Here is a 20,324-nt window from a genome sequence, read left to right as displayed (position 1 = left end):
AAATATCCCTTACCGAGGTACTCTTGGCAAAATGGCAGAAAAGCATGGAGACCAAATGTGTCCAACTGTCGAATCCCTTACAGCCTTTATCTGTTTGTTTTTCTTTGACCAGCTTCTTGAAAATCGGGCGGTCAATCTTTTTAATAATCTGAGAAAACAGCGTAATATTACCCATGAGAGGTCTGAGGTTTTGGTGCAAACCAAAGTAACTATTTTGGTCAAAAAATAGGACCTCTCATTTTTTATTTAGGACGCTATTGGCTTGAAAACAATGAATTGTGCGAGGCCTTGATTACCAAAGAACTGACTTTTGATATTTTAGCTTTGCGAGTAGATGGAAATAGAGTTTGGCTTAACTTTAAAAATTTGGAGGAGGGCTTTCTTTACGAATACTAGCCTTCAAAATGTCCAAAAAAAGTAAGAAGTAAGTAGTCTAAGCCACTTACTTCTTACTATTTACCACTTACAATTTCCTTTAAAAACCGACCGCCTTATCATCCCCACGGGGATCAGCTCCGCCCTCGAGTTTTCCGTCCGGCAAGACAAGGATTGCATCTACTTTTCCGATTATCGGACTGTTATTTTCGTTGATTTGATAGCCTTTTGCCTTTAGGATTTGTATCAGTTCGGCACTGAATGAGTTCGGTTCGAAACTCACCAAGTCAGGCAGCCACTGATGATGAAATCGTGGCGCTTCCACAGCTTCCTGCATTCCCATTCCAAATTCAGCGACATTTAAGATGGTCTGAAGGACCGAAGTAATGATGGTTGATCCGCCTGGAGTGCCTACGACCATCCAAAGTTTCCCGTCTTTTTCGACAATTGTGGGTGTCATGGAGCTGAGCATACGCTTGCCGGGGGCAATGCTATTGGCCTCAGCACCGATCAACCCAAACATGTTGGGAGTTCCGGGCTTGGCGCTGAAATCATCCATTTCATTGTTCATGAAAAAGCCCAATTCGTCGATGTAAACCTTGGATCCATAGCCACCATTAAGAGTTGTGGTCACAGAGACTGCATTCCCATCCCCATCCACGATGGAATAGTGGGTCGTTTCCATACTCTCTGCAAATGCGATTTCGCCCTTGGCAATTTCTTCTGATTTTGTTGCTTGCGCAAAGCTAAAGGACTCCATTCTTGACTTAAGGTATTCTGAATCAATCAATTGATCAACAGGTATTTCTGAAAAATCCGGGTCGCCTAAATAATAGTTTCTATCCGCATACGCTCTTCGCTCAGCTTCCACCAAAACTTGGATATACTCCGGAGAATGATGACCAAATGATTTCAAATCATGAGGCTCTATCATCCCGAAAATCTGAGCCAGCGTCACGCCACCCGAACTCGGTGGTGCCATGGAGATGATTTTCAAATCCCGGTATGGAAACACCAGAGGATCTCTCCATTTGGCTTCGTAGGTAGCTAAGTCCTCTTCAGTTATAATCCCCCCCTTTGATTGCATGTGTTGAGCCAGGACTTTGGCAGTTTCACCTTTATAAAATTCATCACGACCATTGGTAGCGATTCGTTCAAGTGTTGCAGCCAGGACAGGGATTCTGAGCGTATCACCTGCATTGATTTCCTGACCAAAAAACGTATCAGGACCATTTTCATCAATGAATATTGCTCTTGATTGCTGAAGTCGCTCGGCTTGTCTTGTTGTGATTATAAAACCGTTTTTGGCCAGATCAATCACTGGCTGAAGGATTTCCTCGGGTGTAAGTTTTCCGAACTTTGCCTGTGCTTCGAAGATCCCTGCTATCGTTCCGGGAACTCCAGAAGCTAAAGCGCCTTTGGTACTGAGATGAGAGAGAAACTCACCATTTTTATCCAAATACATGTCTTTTGTAGCTGCCAGAGGCGCTTTTTCCCGGTAGTCTAAGGATCCAACCGAACCATCTGCCATTCGATAAACCATAAATCCTCCGCCCCCAAGATTGCCTGCAAATGGAAATGTCACAGCTAAGGCCATTTCGGTAGCCATCATGGCGTCAAAGGCATTTCCACCTTTTTGGAGAATCTCCAATCCGATCTTTGAAGCTTCTTCACGGGCTGAGACCACTAGGGCTTTTTCTGCCACCAGACCTATTTTGGGCTCTGGAATCGGTTTCTTTTTTCCACAGGAAATCTGAAAAAGTAAAAGAAATGAAACCGCAATTAATCCTGACTTTCTCATTGTTTTTTTTCTAGAAGCGTGGTGTTGAATAATTTCAGAATTCGCTTGTACTCATCCGTCCAGGAACTTGGCTCTACAAAACCGTGATCCTCGACCGGATAAACAGCCATTTCCCAGTTGTCTTTTCCGAGTTCGATCAGACGCTGGGATAGTCGCACCACATCCTGAAAATGCACATTCACATCCAGCATACCATGCGCGATCAGGAGATTACCTTTTAGCCCTTCGGCAAAGTAAATCGGAGAAGAACGCCGGTAAGCTATCGGATCATCTTCCGGAGTATTCAGGATATTGGCAGTGTAGCCATGATTGTAATGCGCCCAATCGGTCACTGAACGAAGTGCCGCGCCTGAAGTGAAAATATCCCCGTGATTGAACAAAGCCATCAAGGTGATGAATCCACCATAGCTGCCTCCGTAAATTCCGATTTTGCCGGATTCCACCCCATGCTCAGCCATCAAAAACTTGGCTCCATCCACCTGATCGGAAAGGTCTTTTCCGCCCATGTGGCGGTAGATTCCTGTACGCCAATCCCGTCCATATCCTGCCGAAGCACGGTAGTCGATATCCAAAACGGTATAACCCAAATCGGTCAACAGGTTATGAAACATGTATTCCCTGAAATAGCTGCTCCACCATTTGTGGACATTCTGTAAATACCCAGCACCATGGACAAAAATCACTGCGGCACCATTTTTTTTCGAAGCTTCAGGCAAATAAAGTCTTGCCGGAACTTGTGCTCCATCTTCTGCCGTGAATTTGACAATTTGAGGATCTCTCCACCGGTAAGCCTTGAATTCCTCACTTTGACCAGCCGTCAACTGCTGAGGTTTTGCGCCTACTTTGTTTTCCTGCACGAAAAGCTCAGCGGGTTTATTACTGTAGGAGTGGATAATTGCGAGCTTTTTCTCATCGGGTGAAAGAGCCACTTCATTGTTTCCCGTCATGGAAGTCAGTTTCTCCATTGTTCCGCCCATTACGGGCATCCGGTAGAAATGACGCTCTCCAGGATCTACCTCTGAGGTGGTCAGGTACCAATATTTCTGGTCCTTCGAAAGGAACGGGTCAAAAACCTCGTATTTTCCACTTGTGAGTGCTTTTTTTAAACCGGAATTAACATCTAAAAGGTACAAATGAGAAAAGCCGCTAGCTTCGGATTGGAAATAGATGTGCTGATTGTCAGGAAGCCAACCGAAAGTACCTCCTCCAAATCCCCCACCTATGCCGGGCCCGCCTATCCAAGCTTCGTCGCGTTGGCGATCCAAGGTTTTCAGTTCTCCACTTGTAAGATCAACCTCGGTTATCCAACGGTCTTTGTTGTCGAAGGCTCGGACCTGTATGATTGCCCTTTTTCCATCAGGAGAAAAAATTGGGCTTGAAAGCGTAACACTTCGCTCTTTCTCTTCCCATGTTTTCTCAGGATAATCTTTCACATAGTCAGGCAGATCTTTGATTCCTGGCAGATTAGAGGTAGTCACGAAATAGACGGTATCTCTAGTCAAATCATAAATGCCGATTTCGACTTTAGCAGGTTTGTTACCGACTTTTGACCGCGTATTGAGATTTTCAGTATATCCTGAGGCATCTACGTAGTTGGGTACGATTGTATTTTGATTGGAAGCGGGGGTATAGATCGAGAATGTGGCAAACTTCTCATCCGGAGAAAGTTGGAGATTAGAGATGTTTTTTCCTTGCGTGTAATAGATGAATTCACTGTTGGATTCTCGGATGGCAGCTCGATAGGCTTTGGATTTTTCCTGGGCTTCTTTACGCGCTCTTACTACTTTCAGAAGATCAAGATTTTCAGCTTCCAAAAATCCGGGGTCAGAAGAAGAAGGTTCACTTGGGCTTGCCGGTTTGGAGGCATTGGAAATATTGGTCGATTTAGAAACACTTTTAGTGGATCTGTCATAAACGTAAATATTTCCGGAGGAATTAAAGGCGATTCGATTTTCGTCGGCAAGAAACCGAAGATTAGAAACCGGTTCATGCCAGGTCAAAAGCGTGGTGGTTGTCTTCTTCTTTTGATCTTCAAAAATGATCGCGTTATCCTTTCGATAGATTCTCAGACTTTGGTCCGAATTATAGGCTAAAAGCGGCTTTGCCAAGCCTTTCTCCTCTGGCCAATGTACTTTAGCTATGTTGCTTGGTTTACCCAGCTCGATTTTATAAAGTGAATCCGCTGGGTCATTTTCCTGATTGTATTTAAAAAAAATCTGATTGCTGTCCTCACCCCAACTTGGAGCGGAGGGGAAGGTTCCCATCCATTTTGGATCGCGCATGATGTAATCGACAGATAGGGTAGATTGTGCCGATACTTCTATAAATATGAACAGAAGTATTGGCAGGAGAAATAGTTTTCTCGCCATAGTGAAAGAAGCTAAAGATAATTTGACAGTTAATTAATTCCTGAAATGAAAGTTTTCAATTCAGATTCGATGAGCTGGAGTTGCTCCTGAAGTGATTTATTTAGTAAAGCTGAGTTTTCCAGATTAGCCTCTATTTCCTCCAGTGTTTTTCTGGTCTTAATGGCACCGATATAACTCATGCTCGGTTTGGCTTTATGACATCGCTTTTTGATCGTATCGAAGTCATTTCCAGAATAAAAAGAACTCAATTCTTTCAAGTCCTTGATGTTGGTGTCAAGGATAATTTGAATCATTTCGCGGATCATAGCCGGATCATCATCGCCAAAATACTGATAAATGGACTGCTCACTGATGATTTGGTACATATTCGGGTATAAAAAGAGTTGAACTGTTAAAAATTCGGTTTAAGATCCATTCCGTTAAATTTAAAAACATTTTTTAAAATGCCTCATTTCCTTTTGATGAGTTTTAATTTTGAGGGATCAAAACATCTCTGTGTTAATTTTGTCTAGGTGTTAGAGTAAACTGAAATCAATGAGTAAGAATAAAAAGATCTTCCTTGTTCTGTTTGTATTGTTTATGCTGATCATGCTCTGGATCGGGTATGACATTTCGCAGCGGACAACCTTTCCCGGCTCAAAGGGTAATCTAAAAGAGCGCATCTCGACAGAAGTAGAAACAGAAAAAAAATGACAGGAAAAAAAATAGATGTAGATAGGCTCGATCTCGATCGAATGAAGGAAAAAACAACCGATTCTCCGGGGACTTTGCCCTATGCACATCACTCAGGAAGCGGGCTAATCAAACCTGAAGATAAAGGGAAGATTACCGGTCGGGCCGTGGCGGCCATGCACAGTCAGACAGAGATGCAAATGGCTCAAATCTACGATCAAATGCGCCTGTTGGCCGATCAGGCTAAGAAAATACAATCCAGGATTGAAGTCTCCGAGCGAATCTATCAAGCTTCTATTGCATTCGAACCACTGATCAATCATCGGTATTTTTTGTATCAAAAAGCTGATGGAGGTGACTTTATGAGTTTGATAGCGCCGGAAGAATGGGGCAGAAATAAAGACTGGGCTGCATTTGTGGCTGAGGTCAAGTTGCTGGCAGATCATACTTGGGAGATACTCAGAGAAACCACTTAAGCGATGGATCATTTGATGACGCGCCAGCTTGACTTGATTTTAAAACAAGGTGGGGCAGATTACGATTGGCAATTTGAATTGGAAGTCAATCCAAAATTTCTTGAATCAAAGGGTAAACGCTGGTTGAAGGAGATTTTTGAAGCGTTGGGTGGAGTTGGGGCTTTTCCCTTATTGGAGAAGCTTAAGTTTGATTTCAAAATCGGCAGGTACTTGATCCTGTGGGATGATGAGTTACATTTTAATCGTTATCGGCTTTCCACCCTAAAGTCCGAGATGTACATAGAGTGGACCTTTCCGTTTTTTGAATCCTACAAGCGTCTTTGCCGAACTTTTGAGAAGGAGTGTCTGAAGGTGGGACTTCAGCAACGAATCTGGAATGGACCACCCGTAGCCAAAAACGTCTTTGGACCAGCCGAAGAATCCGGTGACTTCAGTGGAAATGGTGCTACCGGTTGGAAGTTATTAGCCTATAACGATGCGCAATATGACCTTCAAACCAGACTTCATGGCTATAAGCTGATCCGTCTTTGTCCCTATGAGACGATCATGACAGGAGGATCATTGAAGCGATTGGATCACTTACTGATCAATCCAAAAGAAGATCAGCGGAGCATGTTATACAATTGGCTGATGCGGAAGGTGGGATGACTGAGTTTCGAGTATTTGTTAGGGAGTAGTTAGACTTTTGAACCAAGAAGTGAGTTAATTCAGGCAAAAAGCCCAAACATTTCTCGCTCGATTTTTTCCACGATAAAAGAGAAATCCTCCGGTCGCTCTACAAAGTCCAACTCATTCACATCTACGATGAGAAGTTTGCCTTCTTTATAGTTCCCAATCCATTCCTCGTAGTGAGAATTTAGGTTTTTGAGGTAATCGATCCGCATGGCGGTTTCGTAGGTTCTTCCACGTTTTTCGATTTGTCCGACCAGTTTTGGGATGTCAGCTTTCAGATAGATTAACAAATCCGGTGCTTTGACATGCAGTATCATAGAGTCAAACAAGCTCCGGTAGTTGTAATAATCCCGCTCAGTCATGAGCTTACTTTTGTACAGGTTGGCTGCAAAAATGTAAGCATCCTCGTAAATGGTCCGATCTTGAATGGTGGAGATCGGATTTTCCTGGATTTTCCGGATTTGATTATATCTGGAATTCAAAAAGTAAACCTGAAGATGAAACGCCCAACGCTTCATGTCCTCGTAGAAATCCGCCAGGTAAGGATTTTGATCCACCGCCTCAAACTCAGCCCTCCAACCATAATGCTTTGCGAGTTTTTCGGTGAGCGTAGTTTTTCCGCTTCCGATATTTCCTGATACTGCTAAATGCATGATTTCTGAATTGATAAGTTATTTGGAAAATCTGGAGGCGACTACGAGTTCCTTGTTTCCCGGGGTGTAGTGATAAAATCCCTCTCCGGTTTTCACTCCTTTGTACCCCGCCTCGACCATATTAACCAATAGTGGGCATGGTGCGTATTTCGGATTTCCAAAGCCTTCATGAAGTACTTTCAAAATCGAGAGGCAAACATCCAAGCCGATAAAATCCGCCAATTGAAGCGGTCCCATCGGATGGGCCATGCCCAGCTTCATCACTGTATCGATTTCTGAAACTCCAGCCACTCCTTCAAAAAGCGTGTAAATTGCTTCGTTGATCATAGGCATCAGAATCCTATTGGCCACAAATCCCGGATAGTCATTTACTTCCACCGGATCTTTGGAAAGGTCTCGCGAAAGTGCCATGATGGTTTTGGTCACTTCATCGGAGGTCGCATACCCACGAATCACTTCGACCAACTTCATGACCGGAACCGGATTCATAAAGTGCATTCCGATTACCTGCGATGGACGCTTGGTTACCGCTGCTATTTTGGTGATCGAAATAGAGGAAGTATTGCTAGCAAGGATGGCTTCTGAAGGGGTAAGTTGGTCCAACTGATGAAAAATATCCAGTTTCAAACCTAGGTTTTCTGTGGCTGCTTCGACCACCAAATCGGCCTTTTTCACTCCACCTTCCAAGCTTGTAAAAGTTGCGATCCGACCCAGTGAAGCCTCTTTTTCGGCTTGGGAAATCGCTCCTTTTGCTACCTGACGGTCCATGTTTTTCGAAATGGTAGCCAGGGCTTTTTCCAGGAATTCCGACTTGATATCCACGAGTGAAACTTGATAACCGTGCTGCGCAAAAACGTGGGCAATACCATTTCCCATGGTTCCTGAACCGATGACTGAGATAGATTTCATAAAACTTTGATTTCTAAGGGTAAACGTTATGATTTGGGTTTATTCTTACCAAAAAGGGGCTTTCTTATGGCTCAAAACTACGCTTAAGCCCTTCCATTTCCAATTCAAACCTGTCCTTTCCGACTTTGTTTGTCGGAGAATTGCGATGCCTCGACAGGATTAATTCCTACCTTTGGATCATGAAGGAATTAGGGCTGATCAGCAATCTCACAATAAACCGATTCACCGACTTTGGGGCCTATTTGGCCCTCAGTGATGGGGGAGAAGTACTTTTACCCAAAGGCTATCTCAAAGGAGAAGAAAAGGAAGGGGATGAGGTTGAGGTTTTTGTATACACAGACAGCGAAGATCGTCCTGTGGCTGTCACCCAAAAGCCTTTGGCTTTACTTGATGACTTTGCGGTTTTGGAGGCCAAAGAAGTGACCAAGTTTGGTGCCTTCATGGATTGGGGCTTGCCAAAGGATCTATTTGTGCCTAAGGGTGAAATGGCCAAAAACATGGAAGTAGGTCAAAAGTACCTGATCCGGGTATGTGCCGATTTCAAAAGTAATCGACTGATCGGCGTAAGTAAATACCGGGATTTTATTGATCCTGCGCCAAAGTACTATGAGCCGGGATATGAGGTCGAAGGCTTGATTTTTGAGAAAACGGAACTGGGTTACAAGGTTTTGCTGGAGGACCGCTATGAAGGTTTGATCTATGCTAATGAAGTTTTTCAACCCCTGGAAATTGGATCCAACAGAAAACTGTGGGTAAAAAAGCGTCGGGAAGACGGAAAATTGGATCTTCAGCTATTGCCAGTCGGTCGGGTAAAATACGATGAAGGATCAGAAAAAATCCTTTCTTTGTTGGAAGAGAAAGGATTTCTGCCGCTTCATGACAAGTCTGATCCGGCTGAAATCCAGGCAGTCTTGGGCATGTCCAAAAAGCATTTTAAGCAATGCATTGGACAGCTTTTCAAAGCCAGACAAATTGTGCTAAGTCCTGAAGGAATCTCCGTCAACCGGGATTAATCCAGCTTGAGAATATCGCTTGGCGTTTTGCAAAGGATTGCCTTGTTTTTGAATATCGCAATCGGAGATTTGATCAGGTAGGGAAAATTGGTCAGGATGTTTAGCCAACCTTCCTCGTCCCAGTCTTTGCCGGCGATGTGTCGTTGGTAGTCTGGATGGGCACGATTCAACAGGTCCTTTGGTCTTAAATTCAGGAGATTAAGAATTTGATCCCATTGAGTAGCTGTGATCTTCTCCTTGACCACATCTATTTCATTGACGAATTTGGTCAGGGATTTTGCGTAAGCTTTAGTTTGCTTATCGACTGTCTGAGTAGAACTATGGTAAAAATAGAGTTCTGAAGGGTGAAGTTTCATAGTTTTTGGATTTAGCAAGTTAAAAGGTACTAAAAAATTACAATTATTTGAAGTTCAATTCCTTGTAAAATTGAAGATAGATTTAGACAAATTTTCGAAAGAAAGTAAGACCGATTTTCCGGCTAACAAAAAACTGAAGGAAAAGCTCAAAAAAAGCAAGCCAAAAAACTTGGACGCTGTTTTTCATCATTTGCATGAGGAGACCTTCCGGCAGATTGACTGTTTGGATTGTGCAAATTGTTGTAAGACAACCAGCCCTATTTTTATTCGGACCGACATTGACAGGATTGCTAAATTATTCAGAATGAAAAGCAGTCAGTTTATCGATGAATACCTTCATCAGGACGAGGAAGGGGATTATGTGCTTAATTTTTTGCCATGTCCATTTTTAGGAGCTGATAATAAGTGTCTTGTCTATGAAGACAGACCCAAGGCCTGCCGGGAATACCCACATACAAATCGTAAAAACATGTTGGGAATATTGGATTTATCTCTGAAAAACACCCTGGTCTGTCCTGCGGTTTCCAAAATTTTTTACGAGATCGGCAAAGATTATAAGAAGTAAAACGTTTCTTTTGTTTTCTTAACAATCAAACCTATGAATAAACTATGAGCAAGCAGGATTCTCTTTTTCTGGGAGTAGATGTCGGAGGCACACACCTGAAGATCGGCTTAGTAGACAAGGAAGGAAATATGCTTGACTTCCAAAAAGAAGACACTACCCCATATAAAGATCATCCAGATGGATTTGGGAAGCGTTTTATTGAGGGCTTGGGAAAATACCTGGAAAAATATCCAGAAGTGGAAAAAGTAGGCATTGGATTGCCCGGAATGATTTCAAAGGATCGAACAACTCCCTTGGAAATTCCGGCAATCCCGGATCTGAATGGTTTTCCACTAAAGGAGGGTTTATCTGAAAAATATCCCAAGTATGAGTTTTTTATGGAAAACGACGCCGCTGCTGCTGCTATTGGTGAGTTTTACTATGGAAAAGGGGATGTGGCAGAGAATTTCCTATTCATTACCATGGGAACCGGAATCGGAAGTGCCTTGGTATTGGATGGACAGGTTTTTAAAGGATCCCGTGGAAATGCGCTCGAAATGGGTCACATGTTATCCAGAGGAAATGCCGGTCTGGAAACGCTGGTTGGAAGAAAGGGAATTCTTCGAATCATGGATAATCTGATTTCTGCTTATCCAGAAAAGGCCGGGGATTTAATCGGAAAAGAACTCGGTACGCATCTTTTGGTGGATACCGCAAAAACCGGAAATGAGGTTTCATTGATGGTTTTCAAAGAAGTGGCCCAAATTCTGAGCGAATCGATTGTTTCCACTATCAGAATACTGGATGTAACCGACGTGTATTTTGGAGGGGGAATATCAGCAGGTCTGGAATTTATGATGCCCACGATTGAATACAATACGAGGAAGTTTTTGACTCCATATTATGTGAAAGATCTCCGTCTCAAAAAAGCAACCCTGGAAAACAACGCTGGCACTTTAGGTGCCGCTGCACTATGCTTTATGGGTTCAGGGTTGTAATCGTTACTTCAGACACTTTACTGATTGCGTTCATTCTAAAAAGAACCCTCAGGGGTTCTTTTTCTGTTTCCAATCCTTCACAGTCCCCACTGGGTTCAATGAAGTAGAAAAAGAAGCTTTGGCTTTTATCGACCAATTCCACACGATCAGGCCTGCCAAAAGTCTTGATTAAAGCTTGATTATCAGCACCAAGAAACGTGTTTTTTACTGCTTGAAACTCCTCAAGCTCCTGCATTCGGAGTCCTTTGCAACCATCTCGATCCGATTTCCAGTTTTCAAGGTTTACCTTACCCGCGTCTAATGGACCGCTGCAAGAATAGCCTCCAATTAAAAGGAACAGCGCTGGTATTAGTTTTATCTTTTGCATTTTTATGGAATTGGTCGTCAAAGATGGTCTCAAAATTCGAAGCAATCATAAAACCATTCGAAAGAATTCAATATAATGGTTTTGTGATTCTGGTCAGCACCCTGAAATTCATGGAATTGTAAAATTCACGCCGGTAACTGGCAGAAATATCAGATTTTCGAACACATTTTTAGCCCTTTCGGTTTACCCAAATCGGTTATATTAGCAAATCAATCGCTCAAACTTATGTATTACAGATTTGGAAAAGCATTCTACTTTATCAGTATTCTGCTTTTTGTATTCTTCCTATTGTACTTTTACTCTGCACTCCCAGAGTCAGTTGGATTAAGTATAGATGAAAGTGGAGTTTTAAACAGAAATTGGGAGAAAGGCTCATTTTTTTACGCCATGGTTGGGGCATTTGTGATTTTCAATGCAATTATCCTTTACCCCCCCAAATCTTTAGAGACCAAATCCAACAAAAAGCTTCATCGGATCTTTCCGGTGGGAGACAGCTATCGTGATTATTTTCTGGCCTGGTTTTATTCGTTTGGAGGTATTCTCAATTTGAGCTTGGCACTTTTGGTGTTTTTTGTTCACTCGATCAATAATCAGGAGGAAATTGCAACCAGTCAGTTCACATTTTTCTTTTATCTGATGCCTGCTTTCCTATTAGTTTGGGTCATTGGATTGTTCGTACTGCTGATCGGAAAGTTCAAGCAGGTTCAAAAAGGAGTATAATCAAGGACTATGGCAGAACCATTCAACTATACAGAAGACAGTATCAAATCCTTGGATTGGCGGGAGCACATCCGCCTCAGACCAGGGATGTATATCGGTAAATTGGGTGACGGAAGTGCGCAGGATGACGGGATTTATGTCCTCGTCAAGGAAATCCTTGACAACGCCATCGATGAACACATGATGGGCTTTGGACGCATGATTGATGTCAAAATTTCCGAGCACAAAGTAGAGATCAGGGATTACGGGCGTGGAATTCCCTTGGGTAAAGTCATCGATTGCGTCTCCAAGATCAATACAGGAGGTAAATACGATTCGGGCGCTTTTCAGAAATCGGTAGGCTTGAATGGCGTGGGTACCAAAGCAGTAAATGCATTGGCAGACTTTTTCAGAGTTCAGTCCTTCAGGGATGGACAGTCTAAAATGGCTGAATTCGAAAGAGGAATACTGGTTAATGACCCACCTATCGGACCCTCCAATGAGCGAAATGGAACGAAAGTTATTTTCTCTCCAGATGGGTCTATTTTCAAAAATTATCATTTCATCCCGGAATACCTTGAAAATCAGATTTGGAACTATGCCTATCTAAATGCCGGACTGACTATAAATTTTAACGGTAAGAAATTTTTCTCCGACAGGGGACTATACGACTTGCTATCCAACAGGATAGACGAGGAAAGCATTCGCTATCCGATCATCCATCTCAAAGGAAATGATATTGAAGTAGCAATCACGCACTCCGGTTCTTATGGTGAAGAATACTATTCTTTCGTCAACGGACAGTATACAACGCAGGGAGGAACTCACCTGGCGGCATTTCGGGAAGCGATTGTGAAGACTATTCGGGAATTTTATAAGAAGGATTACGATGCGTCTGATATCAGACAATCCGTCGTGGCGGCTATCGCGGTTCGTGTTCAGGAACCGGTATTTGAATCTCAAACCAAGACAAAACTTGGTTCTCAAAGTGTCGGTCCTGATGGGCCTACACTCCGGACTTTTGTCAATGATTTCATCAAGACTGAGCTGGACAATTACCTTCACAAGAATCCAAGCGTAGCGGATGCGCTTCTGAAGCGGATTTTGCAGTCAGAGCGAGAGCGGAAAGAAATCTCCGGAATCAAAAAGCTGGCTAACGAGCGTGCCAAAAAAGCCAATCTTCACAACAAGAAACTGCGCGATTGTCGGGTGCACTACGACGATCCCAAGGCTACCGAAGATGTAAAAAATAATTCGATGCTGTTCATTACCGAGGGTGATTCTGCCTCGGGTTCGATTACCAAATCGCGCGATGTGCAGACTCAGGCTGTTTTTTCACTTCGTGGAAAGCCACTCAACTGCTTTGGGATGACCAAGAAAGTGGTGTATGAAAATGAGGAATTCAACCTGCTTCAGCATGCGCTGAACATTGAAGACGGAATTGAAAATCTCCGTTATCGTAAGATTGTCATCGCCACTGATGCAGATGTGGATGGAATGCACATTCGCTTGCTGATCATGACTTATTTCTTGCAATTTTTTCCTGATTTGGTGAAAAACGGGCATTTGTTTATCCTCGATACACCCCTGTTCCGAGTGAGGAATAAGAAGGAGACCATTTATTGTTACTCCGATGAAGAGCGGCAACGTGCGATTCACAAATTGGGAAGTAAACCGGAAATCACACGATTCAAAGGTTTGGGAGAAATTTCTCCCGAGGAATTCGGGACCTTCATCGGCGAGAATATTCGTCTAGATCCGATTATTCTGAATAAGGAGACCAAAATTTCAGATTTGCTGACCTTCTATATGGGTAAAAATACGCATGACCGGCAGCTATTTATCATTGATAATCTGAAGATTGAAAAAGACCTGGCATTGGACGATCCCAGGAAATCTGAAGAGAAAGAAGAAGTCGATGCTGCTTAAAATTTTAAATGATTATTTCCTGATCGGAAATATGATTTCGGTGGGTAGGGTATTATTGACCACCTACATTTATCAAAATTGGAGAGTATAAATGAGTGACGAAAATATCACAGTTGACAGTGGGGACGAAAATCTTCACACTTCCGTGCCGATCACAGGCATGTATAAAGAATGGTTCCTGGACTATGCATCCTATGTAATCCTGGAGCGGGCTGTTCCTGCGATCGAGGATGGCCTGAAGCCGGTACAGCGAAGAATTCTGCATGCCATGAAGGAGATGGATGATGGTCGATTCAATAAAGTCGCCAACATCATCGGCCAATCCATGCAATACCATCCGCATGGAGATCAGTCTATCGGGGATGCCATGGTCAACATGGGCCAAAAGGAACTGCTCATCGAGACACAGGGAAACTGGGGCGATGTCCGAACCGGTGACGGAGCCGCCGCTGCACGATACATTGAGGCCAGACTTTCTAAGTTTGCCTTAGACGTCGTATTCAATCCACAGACGACTGAATGGCAACTTTCCTACGATGGGAGGAAGCGGGAACCTGTCACCTTGCCGGTGAAATTTCCCCTGCTTTTGGCTCAGGGTGTGGAAGGAATTGCCGTTGGTCTATCTACCAAGATTCTACCCCACAATTTTATTGAACTCATCGAAGCTTCCATCGAAATCTTAAGAGGGAACAAGTCAAACGTTCTTCCTGATTTTATGACGGGGGGGATTGCAGACTTTTCCGAATACAACGAGGGGCATCGAGGCGGAAAGGTGAAAATTCGGGCACGGATTGAAGAAGAGGATAGTAAGACGCTCTTGATCAAGGAGATTCCTTATGGAGTTACTACAGATTCCTTGATTGATTCGATCCTTAAAGCCAACGATAAGGGAAAGATCAAAATCAAAAAAGTCGTCGATAATACCGCCAAAGACGTTGAAATTCAGATCCAATTGGCACCTGGCGTTTCACCGGATGTGACGATTGATGCCCTGTATGCATTTACAGATTGTGAGATTTCCATTTCTCCAAATGCCTGTGTGATCATCGAGGACAAGCCTGTTTTCCTTACTGTTAATAATATTCTGGAATACAACACTAAGCAAACCAAAGAACTGCTTAAAAAAGAACTCGAAATCCGTCGGGGAGAATTGATGGAGCGATTACTTTTTTCTTCTCTGGAAAAGATTTTCATCGAAAACCGGATCTACCGCGACATCGAAGAATGTACCACATGGGATGCCGTTTTGGAGGCGATTGACCGAGGGTTGGACCCCTACAAGCCGGACTTCTACAGAGAAATCACTCAGGAAGATCTCATTCGCCTGACAGAAATTAAAATTAAGCGTATTTCCAAGTTTGATGCATTCAAGGCTGACGAATTGATGAAGCGCCTTCAGGAAGAGGTCAAAGAGGTCAATTACAACCTGAAGCACCTGACTGAATACTCCATCAAGTACTATCAGAATTTGCTAGATAAATACGGAAAAGGTCGTGAACGGAAGACAGAGATTCGGGCTTTGGACACCATTGAGGCTACCGTGGTAGCTGCAAACAATGCCAAACTTTATGTCAACAAAATTGATGGTTTTGTGGGCTATGGGCTGAAAAAGGACGAGTTTATTTGTGATTGCTCTGATTTGGACGATGTGATTGTCCTTCGTCGGGATGGCAAGTTTATGGTTTCCAAAATCCAGGAAAAAGGCTTTATGGGAAAGGATATTCTCTACGCCGGAATTTTCAGGAAAAACGATGACCGGATGACCTATAATCTGATCTATCTGGATGGAGGCTCTGGCAGGTCAATGGTCAAACGATTCCAGATCGGTGGAATCACCCGAGACAAAGAATACGACTTGACCAAAGGCACCAAAGGAACCAAAGTCCTTTATCTCACTGCCAATCCAAACGGGGAAGCAGAACTCGTCACAGTTTACCTCACCCAAGGAGCCAAAGCACGGGTGAAAGTCTTTGATTTTGACTTTGCAGAGATTGAAATCAAGGGTAGGGGAGCAGGAGGCAATATTTTGACGCGCTATCCGGTCCGAAAAATTCAACTCAAGATGGAAGGAAAATCCACCCTTGGGGGAATCAATATTTTCTACGATACGGTAGTGGGTAGACTGAATACTGACCAACGGGGTAAATTAATTGGCAATTTCTTAGGGGATGATAAGATCCTCGTTTGCTACCGAAACGGTGATTACGAGCTTACAAGTTTTGAATTGACCAATCGTTATGAGCCCAAGGATGTGGTTCTGATTGAGAAGTTTGATATTCAAAAAGTGATTTCGGCTATTTATTTTGACGGAGGAACAAAAAACTTCTTTGTGAAGCGGTTTTTAATCGAAACTACCACGATCAATAAGCGATTTAACTTCATCACCGACCACAAGCAGTCCTACCTCAAAGTCGTTTCGACTTCAAGTCAACCGCAGGTTTCGGTGACCCTGACCAAAGGAAAAGAAGAAGAAGTCATGGAATATGACCTGGACATGCTGATCGATGTCAAAGGTTGGAAAGCGATCGGAAATAAGCTTAGCACTTATCCGGTGAAAGACGTTTCCCTGATTATCTCTGAAAAGGCTGAAGAAGAAGAATCTTCCATGGAATTAGAAGAAGGAAATGAAGAAGTAACCGATTCTGATCAAGAATTGGAGGTTGGAAGCAAAATTGACTTGAGCCCCAAAAAAGACGAAGACGAACAATTGGGGCTATTCTGATAGCTCCATTTATTCCAAATGGTTGAATCAATCCACAATAATGAATTTGATCAGGACCTTTTGAATTATTTAGGTCAGTTTATCACAGACCACAAAAAGTCAGTGATAGAAATGGTCCTGGCCAAGCGATCGCGACATTTGACAGTTGTTTTGGAGGATATTTTCAAACCGCATAACGCCAGTGCAGTAATCCGGACTTGCGACTGTTTTGGGCTTCAGGATATTCATATCATTGAAAAAACCAATCAATACAAGGTCAATCCCTTTGTGACAAGAGGGACGTCTCAGTGGATTGATTTACATAAATATTACAGGGAAGGGACAAATTCTGTTGACAATTGTTTTTCCTGGCTTAGGGAAAATGGATACCGAATTTATGGGACAAGCCCTTCTCCATCATCGATCTCTATTCATGAACTGCAACCGACTGAAAAATTAGCATTGGTATTTTGCAACGAACACGAGGGGATATCTGAGGAAGTCAAATCCAAAGCTGATGGACTTGTACAAATTCCGATGTTGGGGTTTACCGAGAGTTTTAATATTTCAGTATCGGCGTCTATTTTCCTCTATGATTTGGTGAAAAAGGCAGAGAAATTGAATTTGCCTGACTTTTACCTTTCGGAGTCTGAAAAAAATACGCTGCGCATGAAATGGTATCGAAGCCTAGTCAAGAACTCAGCAATACACGAGAAAGTGTACCTAAAAAACATTTCAAAAAATCAATAGCTATTTCTTTTTGAATAAATCCGAAAAAGGCTTTACAGTTTGTTTTTTGCCTGATCTTTTGGCTTTCTGACGCTGTCTTTGCTTTTTCTTTTGTTCTTTACTTTTCACTAAGACTGTTCTGGCGGAGATGCCTACCTGGCCCCGATAAAATTCCGATCTTCCTGCCAGGTTGATATTTGGCTTATAATCCAAAGAGATCACTGCATTAGCCACAGTCAATTCCACACCTGCGATCAAATCAACCCCCACCGTGGAGTTGCCATACGTATGGTCAATTTGCATGGTTTCTTCATTTTTGATGAAACTCTCCTCCTTTCCGAAACCAATACCACCTCCGTAATAGTAATTAAATCGCTTTGAAATGATTGGTCGATGGCGCTCAGCTAAAAGAGAAAAATTAGTATTTCTACTGAAATCAGATTGCAAAATTGCCTCCAAGGTAACTCTTTCCAATACCCGCTGCTGAACACTCAGTCCAACGGTTCGACTCAGTTCAGAATTTCCAAATCGAATTCCCATTGCAGTTCCGTAGCGTTGAGCGATAGCAGGAATGGCAACCTGAAATAAACAAAAGAAGAGAAAGAAGTAGAAGAATTTGAACATAAGGATCATTACAGACCTGCCCCTACTCAATTACCATTCCAATCCTTGTAAAAAGTGCCTAATCAAAAAAAAGAGGCTGTCTCAAAACTACCTATGTCACATTGAGCATAGTCGAAATGTGGTCAGATTAACTGAAAATGGCCTTCGTACTGCCCAACTCTCGTTGGTCAGGTGCTCAGGCTGACACATAGAAGCCTTATGGGACAACCTCTAAACTTAGGCTTCAGAAATGACGATCTTTTCAATCTTATCGCCTGCTCTGATTTCATCAATGACGTCCAAACCTTCCACCACTTTGCCAAAGCAAGTGTGATTTCTGTCCAAATGTGCCGTATTGGTTCGGCTATGGCATATAAAGAACTGAGATCCGCCGGTATTTCTTCCTGCATGCGCCATAGAAAGTACTCCACGGTCATGATATTGGTTTTCTCCGTCCAGTTCACATTTGATTTTGTATCCAGGTCCTCCAGCTCCGTTTCCGATCGGGCAACCTCCCTGGATCACGAAATTTGGGATGACGCGGTGAAATGTCAATCCGTCGTAAAATCCCTTATTTGAAAGGTCTATGAAATTTTGAACAGCGATCGGAGCATCCTTTTCATAGAACTCCACTTTCATAGTTCCTTTTTCTGTGATTATTTCTGCAGTTTTCATTTAGTTGAATTTCTGATTTGTGACAAAAGTGTCAAAAGACAAAGGTTGGCAAAAATAGGAGTTTGACTTAGTTTTTTATCAAGAATAAAAGAAAAGGGAGTGAAATTTCACCCCCATTTATTGATTAACCTGCAATTGGTGCTCCTTTTAAAATATCTGCGGATGCAAAATCTTTGAATTTCTCAAAATTAGAAATGAAGGCACTAGCAAGATATTGCGCCTTTTTATCGTATTCTTCCGGATCCTCCCAGGTGTTTCTGGGGTTAAGCACTTCATAAGGAACACCGGGACAAAGCTCAGGTACCATAAACCCAAAAACAGGATCTTTTCGGAAAGGGGCAAACTCTAGATTTCCTTCCAGGGCAGCCGTAATCATTGCACGGGTGTGGGCCAGTTTCATCCTTGATCCAATGCCGTATGGTCCACCTGTCCATCCGGTGTTGATCAGCCATACATTTACTTGATGTTTTTTCATTTTTTCACCAAATAATTTGGCATATTCTGTGGGATGCAATGGAAGAAATGCAGCACCAAAACAAGCTGAAAAGGTCAATTTAGGCTCTGTCACGCCCATCTCGGTCCCAGCGACTTTGGCGGTGTAGCCAGAGATAAAGTGATACATCGCCTGATTGCTGTCCAATTTTGAGATTGGGGGAATCACTCCAAAAGCATCTGCTGTCAGAAAGAAGATATTTTTTGGAATTCCGGCTATGGATGGGTTTAGTGCATTTGGGATAAAATGAATTGGGTAGGCGGTACGGGTATTTTCTGTGATGGATTTATTGGCATAGTCCACCTCTCGGGTTCCGGGTTTGAATCGTGTATTTTCCACGATTGCCCCAAACTTGATCGCATCGTAGATTTCGGGTTCTTTTTCACGGGTGAGGTCAATTACTTTGGCATAGCATCCCCCTTCAAAGTTAAAAACTGAGGTTTCGGTCCAGCCATGCTCATCATCTCCGATAAGTTGGCGTTTGGGGTCAGCGGATAGCGTTGTTTTCCCTGTCCCCGAAAGTCCAAAAAAGATGGCTGTATCGTCATCAATGCCCCTATTGGCCGAACAGTGCATCGAAAGGACATTTTTCTCATACGGTAGAATAAAGTTTAAGACTGAGAAAATTCCCTTTTTCATTTCACCGGCATAAGCTGTACCTCCGATGAGAATCATCCTTTTGGTGAGATTGAGAATTGCAAAATTCGGGTTTCTGGTGCCGTCTAGTTCAGGATCAGCTTCAAACTCTGGGGCACAGATTATGGTGAAATCCGATAGAAAGGACTTCAGTTCCTGTTTGCTTGGTCTGAGAAACATGTTGTAGCAAAACAGGTTATGCCAAGCCAGGGTGTTGATTACTTTCAGATTTAATTGATACGCAGGATCTGCACCTGCCTTGGCATAGCGGACAAATAAATCCTTGGAAGCGAGGTGATTTTTGACTTTAGCCAAGAGACTGTCAAACTTATCCTCATCAAAAGGAATATTGATGTCGCCCCACCATACCGCGTCACGGGTTTTATCATCCAGAACAATAAATCTGTCTTGGGGAGACCGTCCGGTAAATTTTCCTGTGTCTGCCATCAAAGCGCCGGTAGCCGTCAGGAAGGCTTCCCTGCGACTCAGCGCATGCTCGACAAGTTCTGCCGGGGTGAGATTGGTGAATACTTTTCCTTTGGTATCCACATCAGGCTGTGGGAAGGAAGAAATTGAAGGAGTCAGAACTAGGTCCTGCATAAGATATTGGGTTTATATTCTGAAAATCGTACCCCAAAATTAGACAAGTATTTT

Annotated in this window: 21 protein-coding genes; 10 read left to right on the top strand and 11 right to left on the bottom strand. The window is 43.0% G+C overall.

All coding sequences use genetic code 11. The features are described 5' to 3' along the window. From C4S61_RS13150 to C4S61_RS13135, 4 genes are all read right to left on the bottom strand, one after another. Positions 1 to 175: DUF4372 domain-containing protein (locus C4S61_RS13150; RefSeq protein ID WP_146064379.1), on the bottom strand; the 175-nt coding region annotated here is incomplete at its 3' end. 300 nt (positions 176 to 475) lie between these two features. After that, the gene (gene ggt, locus C4S61_RS13145; RefSeq protein WP_103925265.1) at positions 476 to 2,176 is read right to left on the bottom strand and encodes a gamma-glutamyltransferase; all 1,701 of its coding nucleotides are present in this window, start codon (positions 2,174 to 2,176) and stop codon (positions 476 to 478) included. Continuing rightward, positions 2,173 to 4,545: a S9 family peptidase gene (locus tag C4S61_RS13140; RefSeq protein ID WP_103925264.1), complete on the bottom strand. Its 2,373-nt coding sequence runs from the start codon at positions 4,543 to 4,545 to the stop codon at positions 2,173 to 2,175. Before C4S61_RS13140 ends, ggt begins: the two co-directional genes overlap by 4 nt. Positions 4,546 to 4,574: 29 nt before the next feature. Then, positions 4,575 to 4,910, bottom strand: a complete 336-nt coding sequence (locus C4S61_RS13135) for an Hpt domain-containing protein (RefSeq protein WP_103925263.1) — start codon at positions 4,908 to 4,910, stop codon at positions 4,575 to 4,577. A 169-nt stretch (positions 4,911 to 5,079) separates the two neighbouring features. Here C4S61_RS13135 and C4S61_RS22075 point away from each other — a divergent pair, with 169 nt between their 5' ends. Genes C4S61_RS22075 through C4S61_RS13125 form a run of 3 tightly spaced genes read left to right on the top strand, consistent with a single transcriptional unit; the run spans position 5,080 to position 6,341 of the window. Next, complete coding sequence (locus C4S61_RS22075; RefSeq protein WP_200820581.1) at positions 5,080 to 5,238, top strand: hypothetical protein; 159 nt, start codon at positions 5,080 to 5,082, stop codon at positions 5,236 to 5,238. Further along, positions 5,235 to 5,693: a DUF2452 domain-containing protein gene (locus C4S61_RS13130; protein ID WP_103925262.1), complete on the top strand. Its 459-nt coding sequence runs from the start codon at positions 5,235 to 5,237 to the stop codon at positions 5,691 to 5,693. Before C4S61_RS22075 ends, C4S61_RS13130 begins: the two co-directional genes overlap by 4 nt. A gap of 3 nt (positions 5,694 to 5,696) precedes the next feature. Then, on the top strand, positions 5,697 to 6,341 hold the full coding sequence (locus C4S61_RS13125) for a DUF7255 family protein (RefSeq protein WP_103925261.1): 645 nt from the start codon (positions 5,697 to 5,699) through the stop codon (positions 6,339 to 6,341). A gap of 59 nt (positions 6,342 to 6,400) precedes the next feature. Here the strand turns inward: C4S61_RS13125 and C4S61_RS13120 are convergent, their stop codons facing one another. Both C4S61_RS13120 and C4S61_RS13115 read right to left on the bottom strand, forming a co-directional pair. Continuing rightward, the gene (locus C4S61_RS13120; RefSeq protein ID WP_103925260.1) at positions 6,401 to 7,018 is read right to left on the bottom strand and encodes a deoxynucleoside kinase; all 618 of its coding nucleotides are present in this window, start codon (positions 7,016 to 7,018) and stop codon (positions 6,401 to 6,403) included. An 18-nt stretch (positions 7,019 to 7,036) separates the two neighbouring features. Continuing rightward, positions 7,037 to 7,927 (bottom strand): 3-hydroxybutyryl-CoA dehydrogenase, encoded by an 891-nt coding sequence (locus C4S61_RS13115; protein WP_103925259.1) that lies wholly within the window; start codon positions 7,925 to 7,927, stop codon positions 7,037 to 7,039. 179 nt (positions 7,928 to 8,106) lie between these two features. Between C4S61_RS13115 and C4S61_RS13110 the strand changes: the two genes are divergently transcribed. Then, on the top strand, positions 8,107 to 8,940 hold the full coding sequence (locus C4S61_RS13110; RefSeq protein ID WP_103925274.1) for a CvfB family protein: 834 nt from the start codon (positions 8,107 to 8,109) through the stop codon (positions 8,938 to 8,940). On the opposite strand, the gene C4S61_RS13105 is transcribed toward C4S61_RS13110, so the two are convergent. After that, positions 8,937 to 9,296: an arsenate reductase family protein gene (locus C4S61_RS13105; protein WP_103925258.1), complete on the bottom strand. Its 360-nt coding sequence runs from the start codon at positions 9,294 to 9,296 to the stop codon at positions 8,937 to 8,939. The two genes, C4S61_RS13110 and C4S61_RS13105, sit on opposite strands and share 4 nt — an antisense overlap. Positions 9,297 to 9,366: 70 nt before the next feature. Between C4S61_RS13105 and C4S61_RS13100 the strand changes: the two genes are divergently transcribed. Beyond that, on the top strand, positions 9,367 to 9,861 hold the full coding sequence (locus tag C4S61_RS13100) for a YkgJ family cysteine cluster protein (protein WP_317046054.1): 495 nt from the start codon (positions 9,367 to 9,369) through the stop codon (positions 9,859 to 9,861). Positions 9,862 to 9,905: 44 nt separating this feature from the next. Then, complete coding sequence (locus C4S61_RS13095; RefSeq protein WP_103925257.1) at positions 9,906 to 10,838, top strand: ROK family protein; 933 nt, start codon at positions 9,906 to 9,908, stop codon at positions 10,836 to 10,838. Here the strand turns inward: C4S61_RS13095 and C4S61_RS13090 are convergent. Next, positions 10,819 to 11,205: a hypothetical protein gene (locus C4S61_RS13090; RefSeq protein WP_103925256.1), complete on the bottom strand. Its 387-nt coding sequence runs from the start codon at positions 11,203 to 11,205 to the stop codon at positions 10,819 to 10,821. The two genes, C4S61_RS13095 and C4S61_RS13090, sit on opposite strands and share 20 nt — an antisense overlap. A 225-nt stretch (positions 11,206 to 11,430) precedes the next feature. Between C4S61_RS13090 and C4S61_RS13085 the strand changes: the two genes are divergently transcribed. The 4 genes from C4S61_RS13085 (at position 11,431) to C4S61_RS13070 (ending at position 17,284) form a co-directional block, all read left to right on the top strand. After that, on the top strand, positions 11,431 to 11,925 hold the full coding sequence (locus C4S61_RS13085; protein ID WP_103925255.1) for a DNA topoisomerase IV: 495 nt from the start codon (positions 11,431 to 11,433) through the stop codon (positions 11,923 to 11,925). Positions 11,926 to 11,934: 9 nt separating this feature from the next. Next, positions 11,935 to 13,833 carry a DNA topoisomerase IV subunit B gene (locus tag C4S61_RS13080; protein ID WP_103925254.1) on the top strand — a complete coding sequence of 633 codons (1,899 nt, stop codon included), beginning with the start codon at positions 11,935 to 11,937 and terminating at the stop codon, positions 13,831 to 13,833. A 91-nt stretch (positions 13,834 to 13,924) separates the two neighbouring features. Further along, positions 13,925 to 16,555 (top strand): DNA gyrase/topoisomerase IV subunit A, encoded by a 2,631-nt coding sequence (locus C4S61_RS13075; protein WP_103925253.1) that lies wholly within the window; start codon positions 13,925 to 13,927, stop codon positions 16,553 to 16,555. Between the two features lie 18 nt (positions 16,556 to 16,573). Beyond that, positions 16,574 to 17,284 carry a TrmH family RNA methyltransferase gene (locus C4S61_RS13070; RefSeq protein ID WP_103925252.1) on the top strand — a complete coding sequence of 237 codons (711 nt, stop codon included), beginning with the start codon at positions 16,574 to 16,576 and terminating at the stop codon, positions 17,282 to 17,284. Here C4S61_RS13070 and C4S61_RS13065 read toward each other — a convergent pair whose 3' ends face one another. From C4S61_RS13065 to pckA, 3 genes are all read right to left on the bottom strand, one after another. Beyond that, the gene (locus C4S61_RS13065) at positions 17,285 to 17,887 is read right to left on the bottom strand and encodes a hypothetical protein (RefSeq protein ID WP_103925272.1); all 603 of its coding nucleotides are present in this window, start codon (positions 17,885 to 17,887) and stop codon (positions 17,285 to 17,287) included. It abuts the gene before it with no gap. 216 nt (positions 17,888 to 18,103) lie between these two features. Then, positions 18,104 to 18,541, bottom strand: coding sequence for a peptidylprolyl isomerase (locus C4S61_RS13060; protein WP_103925251.1), 438 nt, complete (start codon positions 18,539 to 18,541; stop codon positions 18,104 to 18,106). 124 nt (positions 18,542 to 18,665) lie between these two features. Then, the gene (gene pckA / locus C4S61_RS13055; RefSeq protein WP_103925250.1) at positions 18,666 to 20,270 is read right to left on the bottom strand and encodes a phosphoenolpyruvate carboxykinase (ATP); all 1,605 of its coding nucleotides are present in this window, start codon (positions 20,268 to 20,270) and stop codon (positions 18,666 to 18,668) included. Positions 20,271 to 20,324 lie beyond the last annotated feature (54 nt).

The sequence above is a fragment of the Algoriphagus boritolerans DSM 17298 = JCM 18970 genome (assembly GCF_900108085.1).
Lineage (GTDB): Bacteria > Bacteroidota > Bacteroidia > Cytophagales > Cyclobacteriaceae > Algoriphagus > Algoriphagus boritolerans.
This window is presented reverse-complemented; position numbering and strand designations above follow the sequence as displayed.